Source organism: Rhodopseudomonas sp. RCAM05734 (genome assembly GCF_052658035.1).
In genome coordinates, this window is sequence record NZ_CP199742.1 from 6,518,142 (window position 1) to 6,536,927 (window position 18,786).

14 protein-coding genes and 1 pseudogene are annotated in these 18,786 nt (G+C 59.0%); 3 read left to right on the forward strand and 12 right to left on the reverse strand.

The window, feature by feature from the left end; translation table 11 throughout:
- The first annotated feature begins 2 nt into the window (after positions 1–2).
- Together ACUXVA_RS30795 and ACUXVA_RS30800 are read left to right on the forward strand one after the other, a co-directional pair.
- A complete protein-coding gene (locus tag ACUXVA_RS30795; RefSeq protein WP_445490032.1) occupies positions 3–371 on the forward strand; it encodes a nuclear transport factor 2 family protein in 369 nt (122 codons plus the stop codon).
- A complete protein-coding gene (locus ACUXVA_RS30800; RefSeq protein WP_445490034.1) occupies positions 368–1,660 on the forward strand; it encodes a cytochrome P450 in 1,293 nt (430 codons plus the stop codon). The genes ACUXVA_RS30795 and ACUXVA_RS30800 overlap by 4 nt, the downstream gene beginning before the upstream one ends.
- Here ACUXVA_RS30800 and ACUXVA_RS30805 read toward each other — a convergent pair.
- The 4 genes from ACUXVA_RS30805 to ACUXVA_RS30820 form a co-directional block, all read right to left on the reverse strand.
- Complete coding sequence (locus ACUXVA_RS30805; RefSeq protein ID WP_445490036.1) at positions 1,651–5,514, reverse strand: amino acid adenylation domain-containing protein; 3,864 nt, start codon at positions 5,512–5,514, stop codon at positions 1,651–1,653. The genes ACUXVA_RS30800 and ACUXVA_RS30805 overlap by 10 nt on opposite strands.
- A gap of 106 nt (positions 5,515–5,620) precedes the next feature.
- Positions 5,621–5,851, reverse strand: coding sequence for an MbtH family protein (locus ACUXVA_RS30810; protein ID WP_445490038.1), 231 nt, complete (start codon positions 5,849–5,851; stop codon positions 5,621–5,623).
- Between the two features lie 5 nt (positions 5,852–5,856).
- The gene (locus tag ACUXVA_RS30815; protein ID WP_445490040.1) at positions 5,857–6,663 is read right to left on the reverse strand and encodes a 4'-phosphopantetheinyl transferase family protein; all 807 of its coding nucleotides are present in this window, start codon (positions 6,661–6,663) and stop codon (positions 5,857–5,859) included.
- A gap of 379 nt (positions 6,664–7,042) precedes the next feature.
- The gene (locus ACUXVA_RS30820; RefSeq protein ID WP_445490042.1) at positions 7,043–8,215 is read right to left on the reverse strand and encodes an acyltransferase family protein; all 1,173 of its coding nucleotides are present in this window, start codon (positions 8,213–8,215) and stop codon (positions 7,043–7,045) included.
- A 765-nt stretch (positions 8,216–8,980) separates the two neighbouring features.
- Between ACUXVA_RS30820 and ACUXVA_RS30825 the strand changes: the two genes are divergently transcribed.
- Positions 8,981–10,024, forward strand: coding sequence for a linear amide C-N hydrolase (locus ACUXVA_RS30825; RefSeq protein WP_445490044.1), 1,044 nt, complete (start codon positions 8,981–8,983; stop codon positions 10,022–10,024).
- Between the two features lie 1,114 nt (positions 10,025–11,138).
- On the opposite strand, the gene ACUXVA_RS30830 is transcribed toward ACUXVA_RS30825, so the two are convergent.
- From ACUXVA_RS30830 to ACUXVA_RS30865, 8 genes and pseudogenes are all read right to left on the reverse strand, one after another.
- Positions 11,139–11,507, reverse strand: coding sequence for a zinc-binding dehydrogenase (locus ACUXVA_RS30830; protein WP_445490046.1), 369 nt, complete (start codon positions 11,505–11,507; stop codon positions 11,139–11,141).
- Positions 11,441–11,803 (reverse strand): PRC-barrel domain-containing protein, encoded by a 363-nt coding sequence (locus ACUXVA_RS30835; protein ID WP_265081459.1) that lies wholly within the window; start codon positions 11,801–11,803, stop codon positions 11,441–11,443. The genes ACUXVA_RS30830 and ACUXVA_RS30835 overlap by 67 nt, the downstream gene beginning before the upstream one ends.
- A 412-nt stretch (positions 11,804–12,215) precedes the next feature.
- On the reverse strand, positions 12,216–12,398 hold the full coding sequence (locus ACUXVA_RS30840; protein WP_265082511.1) for a CsbD family protein: 183 nt from the start codon (positions 12,396–12,398) through the stop codon (positions 12,216–12,218).
- A gap of 217 nt (positions 12,399–12,615) precedes the next feature.
- Positions 12,616–12,753 (reverse strand): annotated as a pseudogene (locus ACUXVA_RS30845) (lactoylglutathione lyase); the annotation flags it as partial.
- Between the two features lie 228 nt (positions 12,754–12,981).
- Positions 12,982–13,959, reverse strand: a complete 978-nt coding sequence (locus tag ACUXVA_RS30850; protein WP_445490049.1) for an alpha/beta hydrolase family protein — start codon at positions 13,957–13,959, stop codon at positions 12,982–12,984.
- 257 nt (positions 13,960–14,216) lie between these two features.
- Positions 14,217–14,831: an undecaprenyl diphosphate synthase family protein gene (locus tag ACUXVA_RS30855; protein WP_445490051.1), complete on the reverse strand. Its 615-nt coding sequence runs from the start codon at positions 14,829–14,831 to the stop codon at positions 14,217–14,219.
- Between the two features lie 151 nt (positions 14,832–14,982).
- Entirely contained in the window at positions 14,983–15,240 is a 258-nt protein-coding gene (locus ACUXVA_RS30860) for a hypothetical protein (protein ID WP_445490053.1), read from the reverse strand.
- 379 nt (positions 15,241–15,619) lie between these two features.
- On the reverse strand, positions 15,620–18,772 hold the full coding sequence (locus tag ACUXVA_RS30865; RefSeq protein ID WP_445490055.1) for a PAS domain S-box protein: 3,153 nt from the start codon (positions 18,770–18,772) through the stop codon (positions 15,620–15,622).
- Positions 18,773–18,786 lie beyond the last annotated feature (14 nt).

An 18,786-nucleotide genomic window follows, 5' to 3' on the forward strand; every position in this document is an offset into this window, starting at 1 on the left:
GCGTGTCTTCGCACGTCGAGCTGGCAAAGAGCTTCCTGAGCATTCTGGGCGGCGGAAACCTGTCGCCGCTGCGGGAGCTGTTCTGCGACGACATTCGATTCGAATATCCGGGAATCAGCGCCATCACCGGCCGCGGCAAGACCGTCGTGCTGCTGAAGCGCATCATGTCGCAATTCACGTCGTTGCAGTTCGAAGCGATCGACTTCGTCGAGCAGGACGATAAGCTCTGCGTCGTCTGGAAGAACGACGGATGGCTGAAGACCGGCGAACCATTCCACAATGAGGGCGTCACCGTTCTGCACATCCGGAACGGCACGATCAGTTTTGTCAGCGATTACTTCAAACAGGACCGAACGGACAGGCAGCCATGACGCACGCACTCTTCGATGCCTCGATGCCCAATCCCGGTTTCCGCAGATCGATCGGCGACGCGGGGCGCCCGATTGACCTGAAGGACCCGGATTTTCATGGCCGGGCAGATCAGTACGATCGCTTCAAGGATCTGCGCGACAACGATCCCGTGTTCTGGAATGGCGACGTCGGAGGATCCGGCTTCTGGGCCGTAACGCGTTTTGACGATGTCGAAGCCGTCACCCGCGACCGTGCCACCTTTTCGAGCGACTACAAGAGGGGCGGGATGCGCATTTTCGACGTCAAGGATGTGACGTCGAATCCCCGTCCGGACATTTTTACGACCGATCCGCCGGATCATACCAGTTTCAGGAAGGCGCTGCAGCCGCAGTTCACTGCCGAAGCGGTCGCCCTGTTCCGGGACGGCATTCGCAGGCGGGTCCGACGCCTGATTGCCGGCGTCGCGGACAAAGGCCATGCCGAATTCGTCTCGGAAATCGCCAGTCCGGTGGCGGCCGGATTGCTCACCGACCTGCTAGAACTCCCGGAAGCCGACGGCGTCAACCTGATGAAATGGTCCAACGCCTTTATCGGCGATGACGACGATGACTATTCGCCATCGGTCGAGTATCGCATTGGATGCGTGCGTTCGCTGGACCAGTATGTAGCGGGTCTTCTCAAGGAGCGGACGGGATCCGGCCGGAACGACGTTCTGACCGTGTTTACGCGAATGACCATCGAGAACGCGCCGCTAGACTTCGAAGGCCTGTGCGAGAATTTCGCGTCCTTCATCGTGGCGACCAACGAGACCGTCCGCCACACCATTTCGAGGTCGATCGTTGCTTTGACCGACTTCCCGGCCGAGCGGGCCAAGCTGCGGGCCGACCTCACCCTGATGCCTTTCGCCGCCAAGGAGTTTGTCCGCTGGGCGACGCCCCTGATCCATTCGCGACGGACCGCGACGCGCGACACGGTTTTGGCAGGGCAGGCCATAAAGGAAGGCGACAAGGTCGTCATCTGGTACAAGTCCGCGAATCGCGACGAGCGACGCTGGCCGGACGCCATGCAGTTTCGCGTCGATCGCTATCGCAGCAGCGACGCACCGGCCCATATCGCCTTCGGGTCCGGCATCAATCATTGCCTGGGCTGGCGCTATGCCGAGATGCAGATCACCGTTCTGTTTGAGGAACTGCTTCAGGTCCTGCCGGATATCCGCGCCGCTTCGCCGCCAAAGCTGCTGCGTTCAAATTTCATCGCGGGCATCAAGGCGCTGGATGTAGACTTCACGCCGGTGGCCTATCAGGCCTGACCTGCATCCTGCGCGAACGCGCCGATCAAATGACGGTTGAGCGAGGCGCCGATGCTTGCCGCCGGGGCCGGATCGAACAGCGCATAGTGGCCGGCATCGGCGTTCTCGATCTCGATCGCCCCGCTGGAGATCGCCGCGAGCGACGATGGCAGATCGGCGTCGACATTGTCGGCGGCGCGGAGAAACACTACCGATCCGCGAATCTGTTGCGGCGTGTGGTCGGCCAGCAGCCGGGCGCTGCGGGTGAAGGCCGCCGAAATCCGGTCGAGCAACGGCTCGCCCGCGCTGTCTGGACCAGGCTGCAGCGCTGCGCCAGCCCCATCCATCATCGACGCCGCCGCGCGGCGGGGATCCATGACGTCGGCATCGACATTGGAAAAATAGGTATCGAGCAGAAACAGCCGGCGCACCTCTTCGCCTTCCGCTTCCAGCAGCCCCGCCATCGCCTGCGCCACGACCCCGCCGAACGACCACCCCATCAGGTAATACGGCCCGGCGGGCTGTACGCGGCGCACGGCATCGACATAGGCCCGGGCCATATCAGCGACCGACGCATGTGGCGGTATCTCGTCCTCGATGCCGCGGGCCTGCAGGCCGTAGACGGGAATCCGCGCGTCCATGCTGCCCAGCATCCGGCCATACACCCGCGCCAGCCCGGCTGCCGGGTGGATACAGAATAATGGTGGCAAGGTGCCGCGGTCACGCAGGCAGAGGATCGGCCGATATGCCGAAGCGGCGGACCCGCGCGCCATCATCGCTTCAGCCAGCGCCCTCGGTGTCGGGTGCGTGAAGACCAGTTCGATCGGCACGTGATGGCCGTGGTCGCTGCGCAAGCGCGACACCAACCGCATAACCATCAGCGAGTGGCCGCCCAGCGCAAAGAAATCGTCCAGTACCGAGACCCGCGCCGCCCCCGTCAGCGTGCCGAACAGCGCGCAGATACGTATCTCCAGATCGGTGCTCGGCTCGACATGGCCGGCGCCATCGTCCTGCGCGAGCGCCGGCAATGACCGGCGATCCAGCTTTCCATTGGCCAGCCACGGCATCGACGGCAGGACCGCGATGACAGACGGAATCATGAAGTCAGGCAGCCCGCGCGCCAGCGCCGTGCGCAAATCCGGTCCGCTGAGCGCGGCGCCGGCGGCCGGCGCGACATAGGCCAGAAGCTGCGCATCGGCGCCGATACCATTCAAAACGACCACGGCGTGTCCGACGCCGGACTGCCGCAATAGAGCGGCTTCGATTTCGGCGGGTTCGATGCGGACGCCGCGCAGCTTCACCTGCTCGTCATCGCGGCCAGAAAAGACGATGTTGCCGTGGTCGTCGAGATATCCGCGGTCGCCGGTGCGGTACATGCGCTGGCCCGGCGCACCAAACGGACAGGCCAGAAAGCGCTCGGCCGTCAGGCGCGGCCGGCGCCAGTAGCCGCGGGCCACGCCAACGCCGGAAATGTAGATCTCGCCGACGACGCCCGGTGGCAAAGGCCGCAGACACGCATCGAGAATGTAGACCTCGTAATTGGCCAGCGCACGGCCGATCGGGATTGGACCATCCCAGTCGGCGGGGACCTCGAAGGCGGTCGCATCGATGCAGGTCTCCGTGGGCCCGTACATATTGAAGAACCGGCAATGCGGCAGCCGCCGGCGAAGCCGGTTCACCAATGGCGTCGGCAGGACTTCGCCGCCGAGGATGAATACGGCGAGGTCCGGCAAGTGGAGTGCCGCATGGTCGGCCAGGACCGCGGCGAAGGCCGGCACCACATCGAGGTGCGTCACCGCCGATCTCGCCATGGCCTGCATGAACCGATCCGGATCGCTGACATCTTCCGGCGGCAGCACGATGCAAGTGCCGCCGGCCGTCAGCGGCAACAACATCTGATGGATGCTGGGATCGAAATTGATCGAACTGCAGAACGCGAATCGCGCGTGAGAATCGACCGCCCACAGGTAACGCTGGTCGTGCAGCTTGTTGACCAGGCTTTGATGCGTCAGGCCGACACCTTTCGGCTGCCCGGTCGATCCGGACGTATAGAGGAGAAATGCCACGTTCAGCGGCGCGACCCGATCCTGCTGAGCCAGAGGCCCCGCCTCGAATCCGGCGATCACATCCTCGAGGCTGCCTTCTCCGACCAGCAGGACTGCGGCAGCTTGCTCGTCGAACATGTCGGCACCGCCGCGCTCGGTGACAACCACGCCTGCGCCGCTATCCACGATCATGGAGTTCAGCCGGTCGGCGGGATATTGCAGATCCAGCGGCAGGCAGACAGCGCCCGCCTTCAGCACCGCAAGCACGGCCACCACCAGGTCCGGACTGCGCGGCAGCGCGACGGCTACCACTGACTCCCCTGCAACGCCGCGGTGGATTAGTGCGCGCGCGAGCCGGTTCGAGCGCCTGTCGAGCTCGTCATAAGTCAACGTCCGGTCGCCGCAGGCGACCGCGATTTCGCCGGCACGCGCCGTGGCCATGGCTGCGAACAGCTCCGGCAGGGTCTGATCGAAAACGGACGACGGCGTGACGTCCGCCGTGCCACGCTGCCGGAATTCCTTGTCGCTGAACAAGGCGAGCGCACCGATCGGAAGCGAGGCCATCGTAAGCTGCTCGACGAGGAACACGATTCGCGACAGATGCCTGTGCAGATCGGCGGGCTGGTACAGCGCGCCATTGCCGTCGAGGTCAAGGCGCAACTGCCCCTGCGCCTTGTTGTGAAACAGCGTCAGCGACAGATCGCGCACCGGGCCGAACGAGAGATAGTGCGACGACGACCGCAGGCCGGAAAACGGCAGGTCAGCGTCAACCGACATGATATTCACGGACAGGCTGAAATAGTCCGGCTCGGCCGCAAGAAGACCTGCGTAATTGCGCAGATCCTCGTAGCGGTAGGATTGGTGACGCAGCGCGAGCCGCAACTGTCGGGAGATGTCTTTCGCCAGCCGCTCGATGGTGAGCGCGGGAGCGACCACGAGTCGGATATGGCATTCATTCGACACCATGGCCGGGAAAGCCATCGCCGAGCTGCCGAGACGGCCGAGCAATTGCGAGCCGAGGAGGACCTGCTGTTGTCCCTGATAGGCCGATTGCAGCACCGCCGCTGCCGCCATCAGGAAATGTTCGGGCCTCAGCCCGGCGCCCGCTGCCCTGTCACGCAACCGTTCCAGCAGACCGGCTGGCAGATAACAGGACTCGCGCCCGACACCGTCGCCCGCCGAAGGGCGCCGCGCCTGGCACGACCAGCTCGTCATCCGTTCGCTGTCGCCGACAACCGTCTCCCAGTAGCGGCGGTCGTCGAGAAACCGTGACGATGCGCGATAGGATCTCTCCTCGCGCGTCAGCGTGGCAATGCCGCCCGCGGGATAGTCCGGGGGAGCCCTGCCCTCGCGGAGTGCTGAATAGGTTTCGGCGACGCGGTTACTGACGATCCAGGCTGACTGACCATCGAGCGCGATGTGGTGATAGATCTGTCCCCACAGCCAGCGCGCCGGACCGATCTTGATCGCGAGCCAGCGAAATGGCGGCTCGGCGTCGAGTTGGAAGCCAGTGCGCAGTTGTTGCTGGATCAGGCCGATGGCCACGGCGCGTGGGTCGGCCGCGCCGCTGACGTCGAACACCGGCAGCAGATAGGCACCGGCCTCCAGAACCCGCTGCCAGAGCGCTTCATCCGCCGCATGAAACCTGAGGCGAAGCGCTTCCGTGGTGGCGACAACTTGTGCGGCGGCCTCGTTCAGGAGCACCGGATCGAGGTCGCCGGCTATCTCCGTATAGAGGCCGGTATTGTAGGCGCAGCCGGATGTGTCGAGCAGATTCCCGAACCAGATATCGCGCTGGCCGCTCAACAGCGGAACGCACTCCGAGGTCATTGGCACTCCGCATCCGGTTTCAGCGCGCGGATCGCGCGGTTGTCAACCAGCACCGCGCCGCACCGTGGATGCGCGGCTGTGACGGTGTCTGGGCAGGGCGTTCTTGTCAACGACGGTCCGTCCGACTCCGAAGCGGCACGGGACGCATGTCGGTCCAGGCCGTCTCGACAAAGGCCAGACACTCCGCCTTCGAACCGATCGGGCCGACGCTGCTCCACCCGGATGGGATGGGCGCGACGGACGGCCAGATCGAATATTGTCCGTCCCCATTGAGGAGAACGACAAATTCGTCGCCATCGATCGTCCAGTTACCTGACATGGCTAACACCGCCTGCATCGACCTCACCTGGCCCCGTCAATCGAAGGACTGACCGCCTGTTCGAGCAACAAATCAAATGGAATCTCCAGCGACACCGGATCGATCGCGGGGCTGAGCAGGGCAACCGAGAGCCGGCATGAACGCGCGCACGGCAGGTCGCTGACGCAGACCGCACCTGACAGTTCCGGCGGCCGCAGCACGTTGGTCGGATCGAGCACATCGATGCTGGTCAACGGCACGCCAAGCCCGACGCCGAACGCCTTGACGACGGCTTCCTTGCGGGTCCACAGCCGCGTGAACATGTGGATCGGCTGGGCGTCCGCGAACACAGCCTGTCGCTCGCGATCGCTCAAGACATCCTTAACGACGAGTTCCAACTCGGTCATGGGAGTAATCGCCTCGACATCGACGCCGACATCGGCCACTCGGCTGATCGCCACCGCCACCGTGCCGCGCGTATGCGACAGACTGGCATGAAGGGTCTGGTTCGCGACCATGAGACGCGGCTTGCCGTCGTTACCGTTCGGCACAAAGCTCCAGGACGCGGGACCGCACGCCGCAACCACCTCGACGCTGCTGGCCAGCAGATAGTGAGCGATGATATAGAGATGGCGGTCATCGGGGACGCGCAGGCGCGCAGCCCGGTCCCGCTCGTGATTCCTGAGCCCCGCCATCATCGCTGTCGGCGCGACGGCCGACGCCGGCAAAGTGACGGCGACAACGCAGGTGGCGCCTCGGGCGACCTCAGACCCCAGCCTATCCCAAGAATCGCCTCCCGCATTGCCCGGCGACCAGTTCGTGACGTTGCCTGGGCTGATGAACATGGTCATGCTTGATGCGGTGAGAACCCTCCACTGCTCCAGCGGGAGCGAAACAGACTGCGGCTAGCTTAGCAGCGTTTCAGGTATGTACAAAAAGTGTCTGAGCCGCAGTGATTAGGTGCTGGCTGGGGCGGGAGGATTCGAACCTCCGCATGGGGGAATCAAAATCAGCGCGGATCGCTATATAAATCAACGCGCATTCCGGAAGAACTAGGGATTTCGTCCCAAATGGATTCAAGAGGTTAGTAGACGTTCCGGAATGCAGAGCGCCTTGTCCTCAGCGGGACAGCTCAGCGCGAGGCGGAGCAGCCAGCCAAGCGCGTGTTTGCGAACGCATCGACCGCCCATACCGGACAGACTACCTGCCAGGTCCGCTATGCTCGACTATTCAGACAATCCTCTTGATCAGGGGTAAGCGTAGCAGGACGCCCGCGATCAAAAAGCAGGTCAAAGACGTTAGGGTGCCCGTGACTGCGAACTTGACAAGGTGTGATGCTTGCACGTTTCGCCAAGCGAGCGCAATTGCAACAAGGACAGGCGGGTGGATGATGAAGATTGTGTAAGCTCGACGCGAGAGCGCCGCCCAGACTGAATTCAAGCTGCCGAAAATTCGATGGAAACTCGAAAGTAGGACCAATATTAGTCCCCAAGCAACAAGCGGCTCCCAGAACGAATAGACGACCGCCTGGACATTCCATCCGCCGGAGGTGTCACCCTTTAGCTCGGGAAAAAACGAGGCCGACAGCACGACGATTGGCAAGATCGGCACCGCAATTCCAGCGATTGCCGACCACACCCATTTTGAATTGTCAGGCACATGCTCTAACCATTTTCCTGATGATCCAACGCATCCGGCAACGAACAGCACCACGTAGCTGGCAAAATATCCAACCTGCAAACCCCACACCTGTGTGCCAACCGGCCAAACGAGCCGAAGTGCAAATGCTGCTGCACCGACGGACAGCGCGGCAAGAGCAATCGCGAAATTGGACGGGAACGTTATTGCAGATAGGCTTGTAGAATGAAAACGCGACGCGATTCCCAGCCAAGCGACATACCCCATCGAAAAGATCAGCAACGCCTGCGCGAACCAAAGCGGACCATTTTCGAACGTGCCACGACCCCATAGCCGCAGAAGGGTAGATAAGAAGGGCTGCCCGTTTGACGTTTGCGCTAAGGCGATCGTTGCAGGCCCTATAAGGAGGCCAAAAACAATCAGCGGAACAGCGAGTCGCAGCAGTCTCTCTCGAACAAAGGTCATAGGACCATTTTTATCGACAGAACCGGGCGTGAAGTACCCGGCGAGAAGAAAGAATAAGCCCATGAAGTAGGCTTGATTCAGAGTGCAAAAGAATATCAGAAGTTTGGTTTCAAACCTTCCGTCGGTCGGAACCTCCCGATAAAACCACCCTCCGATCGCGCCATAGGTGATTGCGGCGTGATGGAATACGACGAGCAATGTAAGTGTCGAGCGCAATGCATCGAGACCAGCATTCCGGCTTTGGGCTGAGGCCACAGCGATATCAGCGCGTGAATGACTTGTCAGCGTTAGTTCGGTCATCGAACAACCCATACTGGAAACATCAGCGAGCTTCGTACTACGATATGGTCGCCACCAGTGCATGGCCAACTCGTTCCGACAAAGGGTAGCGCTAAAGCCCGTTCCAGACCATTCGCGACCAGGTCAAACGAGCAGAAAGTTCAACCGGAGCGCGACATTTTTTCCGAATGGCCAGGGGAATCCCTTTTCAGAATGAAAGAATATGTAAGTTATTGATTCAAAGAATGTATTTGGCTGGGGCGGGAGGATTCGAACCTCCGCATGGGGGAATCAAAATCAGCGCGGTACACTAACAAAATCAACGCGCATTCCGAAAAAATGAGAGAATCCGCCCCGAATGAATTCAAGAGGTTAGCGCTTATTTCGGAACGAGATAGCACGCCGATGAAGTCGAACTTTCCTTCAGGCGCTCATCACTTCATCCATATCTCTGGAGGGGCTGATCATCTTCATCCCGGATTGAGACGAAATGCTGTTGCTTCTCAAACTCCTGAAGCCGCGCCAGACATGCTTCTGGGGGCTGTTGCGATCATCGATGATCGCCACAATTGTCCACAAGATGCTTACGATCGGTCGGGCTCAGATGGACGGTGACGCCAGTACGCATCCCGCAGACTCGCACAGCCTACCCAACAGGGGAATCCCAATCGGGACTCATATGTCGGCATCAATCCACTGGCTATGAAGCCGACCATGTTGAAGCCCACCTGATCGGTGTGCTAATTTTATCTATGGGGATAGAATTCATTTGAATCGGAGAAACGGTTGCATCAAATTCGACTCATTACGCTGACGTCGCTGGTCGCACTGTTGGCAACGGCACCTGTCGCGGATGCTTGCACGCGTGTGACGTATTTAGGTCCGGAAAATACCGTCGTCACCGGTCGCTCCATGGATTGGATGGTGCCGCTGCACACCAATCTCTGGGCTTTCCCCGCAGGACTGAAGCGCAATGGCGCTGCGGGTGCGAACTCCATCAGCTGGACCTCGAAATATGGCAGCGTGATCTCTGCGGCCTACGATTCTGCCACCGCTGACGGCATGAACGAAAAAGGGCTGGTCGCCAACCTGCTCTATCTGTCGGGCACGGAATATGGTCCGCGCGATCCGTCCCGGCCCGGCCTCTCCGTTGCGGGATGGGCGCAGTACGCGCTCGACAATTTCGCGACGGTTGCCGACGCGGTCGCCGCATTGGAAAAGAATCCATTCCAGCTCTCTGGGCCCGCACTTCCCGGCGGCTTTAACCCCACCATGCATTTATCAATCTCGGATCAGAGCGGGGATTCCGCGATTTTTGAGAGCATCGACGGCAAGATCGTCGTCCATCACGGACGTCAGTTTCAGGTGATGACCAACGAGCCCGCTTACGATCAGCAGCTCGCCCTCAATGCCTATTGGCAGGATATTGGCGGCGCCGCGATGTTGCCGGGCACCGACCGCCCGGCGGATCGCTTCGTGCGCGCGAGCTATTACCTCGGCCAATCGCCGCAGACGGCGAAGCCGGTTCAATCCATCGCCTCCATGTTTTCCATCATGCGTAACGCCTCCGTCCCGATGGGCGTGACAAAGGCCGGGGCTCCGAATGTCGCTCCGACCCTCTGGCGCACGGTATCGGACCAGAAGAACATGGTCTATTACTTCGAGGACACTGAGAGGCCGAACGTGTTCTGGGTCGCGATGGACAAGATCGACTTCAAGGCCGGCGCGCCGACGCTGAAGCTCGACCTGTCCGGCGCCCCCATCCTGGCGGGAGATACCGCCGCCGCATTCAAGCCGGTCGCCGCATTTTCCTTCATGCCCGCGAAGTAGCCCTTGCGGGCACCCTTTGCCGGAACAAGCCGACACTGCAGCGGGCCGCCTTCGAGCGGCCCGTTTCTGTTGCGCCATCAAGAATGAAGTTAGCGCATATTTCGGAACGAGATAGCGCGCCAATGAAGTTGAACTTTCGTTCAAGCGCTCATCACTTAATCCATGTCTTAAGAGGGGAGTTATTCGCATCCCGCTATTTCCCCGATTATCCGGCGCAGAGACCGGGTAGAAGCGGCCGAAAGTCTTACTCTCGCGAAAGTGGGAAAGACGATTCTTCCGAAAGGCATGGGAATCGATTTTCGGAATGAAGAACTGACAACCTATTGATTAAATGTAACTATTGGCTGGGGCGGGAGGGATCGAACCTCCGAATGGGGGAATCAAAATCAGCGAGGAACATCAGTGATTCCGGAAACGGCACTAACGTTTTGAATATGGTACTCGCGCCTCTATCCGAGAGATAGCTATATCCTTCAGCTAGTCTACGGTCTTATTGCCTTTGCAATCGCTGTTGCCATCGCGATTCTCGTTATAAACGCTTTGTTTGGCCCCGATATAAAGGAGGAAGCAAAAACAGCATTTGGCTACCTGACGTTTTCTGTATTTTTTTGATCGTGGGAGGCCGCAAACTATTTTTTCCACGATTGCTCTTCAACATTGGGAAGTCTTCTAGAAGAATTGACACCGCTCGCTATTGGCGCAACTTCACGCTGAGCAGCATCATAGTAGGGATTTTTGCGAAACTCCTAATAGGTAAATACTTGCATTGACGGAAAACCGAATTCCAAGCGTGAACCCATAAATCTGCCGGGCTGACGCCGCGCCAGAGTCCGCTTTGCCCAGATAGCCGACGTGTTGCAGCAAAGCAGCGGAATGACGCTAAGTGCCAACAAGAGACTCATGCACGGCAGCAAATTACATTCTATTCGATCACCTCGTCAGCGCGGGTGGGATGGTGAGCCAGCGGTAGATTCGGAATGTGGCGCGCTGGCTATAGATCGCCCATAACGGTCATTCGCGTCTAACGCGGGATGAGTTGGCAACGACGTTGTCAGCGCCTCATTACGTGACACTGCGTCCGCGCGGCGCCTAATCTTCTGCCGGATGTCGCTTATCACAATGCAAGGCAGATCTTCCCGAAGTGTCTTTGCGAAATCTGATGCCTAAACGCAGCCTCGATCTGATCCAGCGGGAATGTTGAGTCGATGATCGGCTGGATGTCGTTGGCATCAATCGCGGCGATCATTTCTTGCTGTTCCTGGCGGGAGGGTGGCGGTCCGGCGTGAAGAAGACCGCTGGTCGGCTTAACGTTCCATATCTCTGGAACGGCCCCGCTCCGGGCGTTCAGGCTGTAACGGATAATCAAACAAAAAGGCCCGCCGGAAGGCGGGCCTTTGGTCCATGACTGCGCCCTGATCAGAACGACGCAGTGCCATAATAGTCGTTGACGGCGCGTGTGCGGGTTGCATCGCCCCAGTTCCATGCATTGTCGTTGCCATATTTCGGCGCGCTCTTGAGCTGGGCTTCGGTTACGCCGGTAACGTACCCGCCGAGCGTGGTGTCGTACTTCAGCGATTGCCAGGGCAGCGGATAGTGATCGTCGCCGATGCCTAGAAAACCGCCGAATGAGAGCACTGCGTAAGACACCTTGCCGCTCTGCTTGTCGATCATCACGCGCTCGATCGAGCCAATCTTGTTGCGGTCCGCGCCATAGACGGCGGTTCCCTCAACCTTGTCGCTGCCGATAAGATTGCCTTGCTCGCTTACTTCCGTAACCATGAGACTTCTCCAAAGTTTGAGTTCACAAACCAGAACGAAGAGCGCGATGAAACGTTCCTGCGGTTCACCTGCTTCAAATCGACGCATTCGTTGGGAACGGGCGACGTCGGCCGTTTACGCACCTCCGCAATAACGCTGCAGCGGTATCTATGGCAGGTGCCGAGAAAACGACGAAAGTTGTGAGAAGTCACAAGCAAGCACGTTCTGGTCGAATTTGGCCATGTCCGATACATTTGGGTCAATCGCGTCGGTTTGACCCTTTGGTGGTCACTTCCGGTCCACCCCGATGAACGGACATCGTCGGTCACGCCCGTCTGGTCCGGTTCGTGCCAATAGGCGACATCGCATCTGTGTCTTGAAATGCAAGAGGCCGCCAACTGAGGCGGCCTCACAAATGTGAAGGTGGTCACCGTTAATCGTTGACGGCTTTCTTGACCGCGTCCTTGAAGCCGCCGACCGCATTCTGAATCTTGCCCGCGACTTGCTGCGTCTTGCCTTCGGTTTCGAGCTTGGCGTCACCGGTCACTTTGCCCGCGACCTCCTTCACCTTGCCCTTGGCCTGCTCCACGGAGCCTTCGATTCGATCTTTGTTCATGTGTTTCTCTCCTTGCTTGCTTCATCCCCTCAACAAAGGGACTATAATAACGATCACTATGAGCGGCCAAAGAACAGCCACAACAGAATGATCACCGGTATCGGCACGCCCAGCAGCCAAAGCAGAACCCCTCGTCCCATGTCAGCCTCCATGATTTCTTATGCATGGAGAACGCAAAAGGTAATGATTGGTTCCAGTACGCGGAGTCGAAAACCTCTCACCAATGTCCGGTGTTGGGCATCGACGTCCACGGCTCTGCGGGCGGTTTCGGCTGGCCCTTCTGCAACAGCTCGATCGAATGCAGATCGGGCGAGCGCACAAACGCCATCGATCCGTCGCGCTGCGGCCGGTTGAGCTAGTGCGGCAGTGTAGCTGCCTACACTCGACACAGGGAAGACGAAGGGCACGATCCAACCAAATATCTTTGGAGGTTGCCGATGACCGAATTGGGTCATTCGCGTCACTCTGGCTGTGCGCCATCACTTCCAGTCTACCCTCGACTCCGGAAATGCCGCTGCACCGCAGCAACCGACGCTTTGTGCCAATCAGCGACATTGGCAGGGTCGCGCAGCCATGCCAGATGTTACTGGCTTCCAGCGAGATGCTTACGGAAAAACCCGATCATCTCAGCGTGAAGGTGTTGATGAAAATCGTTACGGTCGAAGCCCGGCGCATCGGTGCAAGCCGACGGGGTACCCTGCGCTTCCTTCGGGGTGCAGGTTGCAAGGAAAGAGAAGTGTTTGGCGTTTGTCACGAAGTGATAATCCGGTGTTGGAAGCCCTTGTTTGATCGCTGCCGCACAGCATCCTGACAGGCCGTCAGCGTTCTGTGCAGGATCGGAACTCCACAACTGCACCGGAACCGCTACTTCCTTCAGGTTCTTCTCGGGGAACACAAATGCCGGATATGGATCAACGATGACCGCGGCCCTCACGCGCGGATCGGACGTGACTGGCTGACTGAGTGCCTCACCGTTTTCAAGCTGCTTACAGGCCAACAGGCTGGACGTCGCGCAATTGGGCAGGCCCTTTCGCAAATCGGGATTACCACCGATAACAGCAAGACCCGTATAGCCGCCAAACGAAAATCCGTAGAGACCAATACGCCGAGCGTCGATGCGCGCCGCGTCGGGCCAGCCATCGAGCATGTAGTCGATCAGCCGCTTAATATCCGCAGGGCGCTCCACCAGCACCGAAAGGCTATCGGTACGGCTAGTGTCGCGCCAAGTGTCACCGGGATGATTGAGTGCAGCGACGACAAAGCCCGCGTCGGCCAAGGCCGCCGCAGTGTCATGGTGGCCGCCGAACCATCCTCGTCTGCCGTGCGATATCACGATGAGCGGAAGCTTTTCGCCTGTCACTGCGCATCCGGGGACTGCAAAGAAAATGGCACCGCGGGCATCCATTTCTCGCGGGGTCTCCGCACAAGGTGTCCAAACGAGCAGCCTGATCCCCGGTCCCTCCCCGTCAGCAGGAATGTCAAAATTTCTGACCCCCGCCGCGTTCGCCACTGTCAGTTCAAGGAAGAAATAGAAAGCAGACAATAAAACAACGCGACGCATTCTTGGCTCCTGCGGGCAGAGGACCTTCACTATGGGTAGCTGAGCCAACCGATTATGTCGCCTTCGGGTCAATCGCGTCACTCTCGCTGTACGCCGATCACTTCCAGTCTACCCTCAACTACGGACATGCCGCTTCACCGCAGTAACCGACGCTTTGTGCCAATCTCAGACATTCCGACCAATTCAAATTCTGTTGGTTCCGCGAGGAAGCCGCCCGTGGCTTATCCGTTGTCTAAAACCCAGATCAGAACGGTGCATTACCCGCCGAGTGTCTGGTCCTGGTTTTTGAACCAGGCGAGTGCGTGCTCAAAATGCTGCGGATCAAAATCTGGCCAATATTCATCCCTGTAATACAAATCCGCATAAACCGATTGCACCGGAAGAAAACCGCTCAATCGGCGTCCTCCTCCCCAGCGTACAATCAAATCCAGACGTGAAACTTCTTCTGAACGCAGGCCGCCGTTTTTAAGACCGGCCAGATCCCATTCCCAACCGTAGTTGACGAGTAGATTCACCTTCATTCCGACACCCTGACGTTGCCGGAATTCTTTCAACGCCTTGGGGAATTGCGTCGAGGTCTCATCGCCAACAACAAGCAGAGCCGCTCCTCGGCGTGCAATCTCGAAAGCGAATGCAACGCTGGCCTCGCTGAATGCCTGTTTCTGAATGGAAGGCCGCTTGGTGTTGTCCTGGGTAAAGCAGAAGATGGAAGCTTCCTTGATCCCGCATTCTTTACATTTCTCGTACAGCAGCAATCCCGGGTTGATCCCATGAGCATATCCGGCTTCCTTGGGCAGGCCATGATCCATGGCCCAGCGGCGATTTCCATCAGGAATGAAACCGACGTGACTCGGGATGTCATTTTTCGCCATTGCAAACCTTATTCCAACATGATGTGGGACCGTACGATGCGGTGCTGGCCAGAGGGGAATGTCATATGAAGAGCGGCTATGGAAAATGTTTCATTTTCTCCAGACCACGCTGAGAAAGTGCCTTACGCAATCCCTAAACTATAGCAGCCTTTCATTTCGCGCTTTTCGATCTGTAATGAACCTTTCCATAGACGTAATCGCCGTTCAGTACTCGTTTATTCACACTGCGACGATGATGGCTGGCCTTTGTCATTGAGTTCTCGCTGTCCACCTTTACGTTGGGCTTGGTGGTTGCCTGTGCAGTCGAGGCAAGAGCCTGCGTCGGAGGCGTACCTTGCGCAGCCACGCCTCCGATGGTTGCGATGAGCAGAATGCCCATGACGCTCAATAATCGCTGCCAGTTAGACATGAGGTGATATCCGCAAACGTTTTCCGGATCGCCAGACTTTTTAGTCCATCGACTACTGCACGTTCTTGACCCAAATCAACCCGACGCCTGGCAATGTCTGCTTCGGGTCATTCGCGTCACTCTGGCTGTGCGCCATCACTTCCAGTCTACCCTCGACTCCGGAAATGCCGCTGCACCGCAGCAACCGACGCTTTGTGCCAACAACGGAAGTAACCAAACCTCAGGCCGGTCGCACACTCTGGACAACATGAGAGGCCGGCATCAGACGAAGCGGCACGAGCGGAATCGTGTAAGTCGAAATACTGCTTTCGATCCAATATCGGTATTTATTTCTCAATTGTTTGTATAGGCCAGATATGGTTTTTGGATTGAGTGCAGGCTAGTTGCAAATGGTCTCGACACCATCCAGATAGATGGACAATTCGCCCACCCACTTGCGCGACGCACCGGAATCGGCGCTCTCGGCGGCCAGTTCAATGGATCTGCCTATGTCAGTAATGGCCTGAAATCCAAACATGCCTCCCGAGCCCATCATCTGGTGTCCCAGAATCGTTACGGTCTCGAAGTCAACTCGATCCAGGGCATCCAACATCACGATGACATTCTGCTTGCAGTTCTGCAGATACGCGGGGATACGGATTGCGGATTTGGATTTTGCACTCAAACGGATCAGGTCCATCCGGTTGCTTTCGTCTTTCGACGACGAATATGCGATCAGGGAGTGCTCCCTGATCGCCTGCAGCAGCACTTCTTGTTTGATGGGCTTCGTCAAAAAAGCAGTGCATCCCGCCGCCAAACACATTTCCCGATCGCCCTTCAGGGCAGAGGCCGTCAGTGCAATGATCGGCGTGGGCGGCCGATGGTTCCCCTGCTCCCACGCCCGGATCGTCCGAGTTGCGGTCAAGCCATCCATGACCGGCATTTGTCGGTCCATCAAAATTAGGTCGTAGTGTCCGAGCTCAAACATTTTACAGGCGATGGCCCCGGTCTCGGCAATTTCAACCCGGTACGGCGTATCCTCCAGATAAGCCATCGTGATGATGCAGTTGTCGGGAGAGTCCTCCGCCAGAAGAATTCGTAGCGCCGGTAGCGGCAGCTCAGGATCCATACCGACTGGAACAGCCGCTGGCCGATTGACTGTAGCCCAAATCTCGAATGGTACGACGAAAGCAAACACGCTGCCTTTCCCGACTTCGCTTTCGACCCAGATGCGTCCGCCCATCAGTTCCGCCAGGCGTCTCGAAATCGTTAGCCCCAGCCCCGAGCCACCGAACCTGCGCGTGGTCGACGAATCGGCTTGTGTGAAGCGTTCAAACACCTGGCCCAATTTCTCGCTGGGAATGCCGATGCCGGTGTCGGAGACCGTGAACCGCAATGCAGTCGGGACGGAAGGATCTGCATCCGGTGTAACCTGCAAGGTTACTTCGCCCGATTGGGTGAACTTGATCGCGTTGCCAAGCAAATTAAGCAGCACCTGGCGAAGCCGTGTTGGGTCGCCGACCAGGTCGTTGGGCACGCCAGGCGCGATCTCGTACACCATGGCCAATCCCTTTTCACTGGCCCGGACCGCCACCATCTCCGTCACCTTCTCCAGAAGATCGTTCAAGGAGAAGCCGGTCCGCTCCAGCTCGAGCTGCGAGGCTTCGACCTTGGAGAGATCTAGGATGTCGTTGATGAGATTCAGCAAATTGTCGCCGGCGCGGCGAAAGATTTGTACATATTTGTCCTGCTCCGGCGAGAGAGCGGTCTTCGCCAGCAGGTCCGAGATTCCCATGATCGCATTCATCGGCGTTCGGATCTCATGGCTCATGCTCGCCAGAAAATCCGATTTGGTCCGGCTCGCGCTCTCGGCGGCGGCCTTGGCCTGCTGCAATTCCGCCTCCACCCGCTTGCGCTCGGTGACGTCGCGCGCCGCGGCGAAGACGCCCTGCAGCGTCCGATTCCGGTCGTAAAAGGTGGTCGCATTGTAGGACACCACCGTCTGCTTGCCATCACGAGCCCGCGCCGTCAGCTCGTAGTCGGTGACCGACTTTTCACTCAGTACGCGCTTGATCGCAGCCTCGGCTCGCTCCGGATCGGTGAAATAACCCTTGAACGGCGCGCCAATCAACTCGTCGCGCGTACAGCCGGTCAACGCCTCCATCTGCTTGTTGACGTCGGTGATGATGCCCGCCGGATCGGTGGTCATGATCGCGTCGATGTTGGATTCGATCAGCGAGCGGGTGTAGAATTGCTGGTCACGCAGGCGTTGATCGGACTTCTTTTGCTCTTCTTCGACCAGCTTGCGTGCGGTGTTGTCGGTGCCAATGAGCAGATAGCCGATGATAACGTCCTGCGCGTCGCGCAGTGCCGTGACCGACACCACGGCCGGGAATCGGCTTCCATCCTTGCGGATATAGGTCAATTCGTAGATGTCCTCGATCCCGCGCGAGGCCTTGAACACCAGGGCCTCGAAGCCCGGCGTGATCGGGGTTGCGAGCTCGACGCTGAGCGCCTTGGCGCGTGCGATCAGTTCCTGCGGATCAGAAATGTCGGCCGGCGTGATCTTGTTCATCACGTCGGCGGCGGCATAGCCGAGCATGCGCTCGGCGCCGACGTTGAAGATCTGAATGACGCCCTTGGCGTCGGTGGCGATGCTGGAGAAGTTGGCGCTGTTGAAGATTGCGCTCTGCAGGGCGCCCGCCTTGAGTTCGGTGCCGATCAAGAGGTAGCCGATGATGACCTCCTTGGCGTCGCGCAGCGCTGTAACAGACACCACCGCCGGGAATCGGCTGCCATCCTTGCGGATGTAGGTCAGCTCGTAGATGTCCTCGATCCCGCGCGAGGCCTTGAACACCAGGGCCTCGAAGCCCGGCGTGATCGGGGTTCCGAGTTCGACGCTCAGCGCTTTGGCGCGGGCGATCAGTTCCTGCGGATCAGAAATGTCGGCCGGCGTGATCTTGTTCATCACCTCGGCGGCGGCATAGCCGAGCATCCGCTCGGCGCCGACGTTGAAGATCTGAATGACGCCCTTGGCGTCGGTAGCGATGCTGGAGAAGTTCGCACTGTTGAAGATCGCGCTCTGCAGGGCTCCCGCCTGGAGCAGCGCTTCTTCCGCAAGTTTACGTGCGGTGTTGTCGGTGCCAATGAGCAGATAGCCGATGATAACGTCCTGCGCGTCGCGCAGTGCCGTGACCGACACCACGGCCGGGAATCGGCTTCCATCCTTGCGGATATAGGTCAATTCGTAGATGTCCTCGATCCCGCGCGAGGCCTTGAACACCAGGGCCTCGAAGCCCGGCGTGATCGGGGTTGCGAGCTCGACGCTGAGCGCCTTGGCGCGTGCGATCAGTTCCTGCGGATCAGAAATGTCGGCCGGCGTGATCTTGTTCATCACGTCGGCGGCCGTATAACCGAGCATGCGCTCGGCGCCGACGTTGAAGATCTGAATGACGCCCTTGGCGTCGGTAGCGATGCTGGAGAAGTTCGCACTGTTGAAGATCGCGCTCTGCAGCGCGCCAACCCGCGCCGTCTCGTCGTTTCTATTGAACACGGTATCTCCCCAGT

Coding starts and splice junctions, on each gene's coding strand:
- ACUXVA_RS30820 (WP_445490042.1), bottom strand. CDS start 8,215: ATGACCGAACTAACGCTGACAAGTCATTCACGCGCTGATATCGCTGTG.
- ACUXVA_RS30835 (WP_265081459.1), bottom strand. CDS start 11,803: ATGGTTACGGAAGTAAGCGAGCAAGGCAATCTTATCGGCAGCGACAAG.
- ACUXVA_RS30800 (WP_445490034.1), top strand. CDS start 368: ATGACGCACGCACTCTTCGATGCCTCGATGCCCAATCCCGGTTTCCGC.
- ACUXVA_RS30810 (WP_445490038.1), bottom strand. CDS start 5,851: ATGCAGGCGGTGTTAGCCATGTCAGGTAACTGGACGATCGATGGCGAC.
- ACUXVA_RS30830 (WP_445490046.1), bottom strand. CDS start 11,507: ATGGAACTGGGGCGATGCAACCCGCACACGCGCCGTCAACGACTATTA.
- ACUXVA_RS30840 (WP_265082511.1), bottom strand. CDS start 12,398: ATGAACAAAGATCGAATCGAAGGCTCCGTGGAGCAGGCCAAGGGCAAG.
- ACUXVA_RS30815 (WP_445490040.1), bottom strand. CDS start 6,663: ATGACCATGTTCATCAGCCCAGGCAACGTCACGAACTGGTCGCCGGGC.
- ACUXVA_RS30850 (WP_445490049.1), bottom strand. CDS start 13,959: ATGCGTCGCGTTGTTTTATTGTCTGCTTTCTATTTCTTCCTTGAACTG.
- ACUXVA_RS30855 (WP_445490051.1), bottom strand. CDS start 14,831: ATGGCGAAAAATGACATCCCGAGTCACGTCGGTTTCATTCCTGATGGA.
- ACUXVA_RS30860 (WP_445490053.1), bottom strand. CDS start 15,240: ATGTCTAACTGGCAGCGATTATTGAGCGTCATGGGCATTCTGCTCATC.
- ACUXVA_RS30805 (WP_445490036.1), bottom strand. CDS start 5,514: ATGACCTCGGAGTGCGTTCCGCTGTTGAGCGGCCAGCGCGATATCTGG.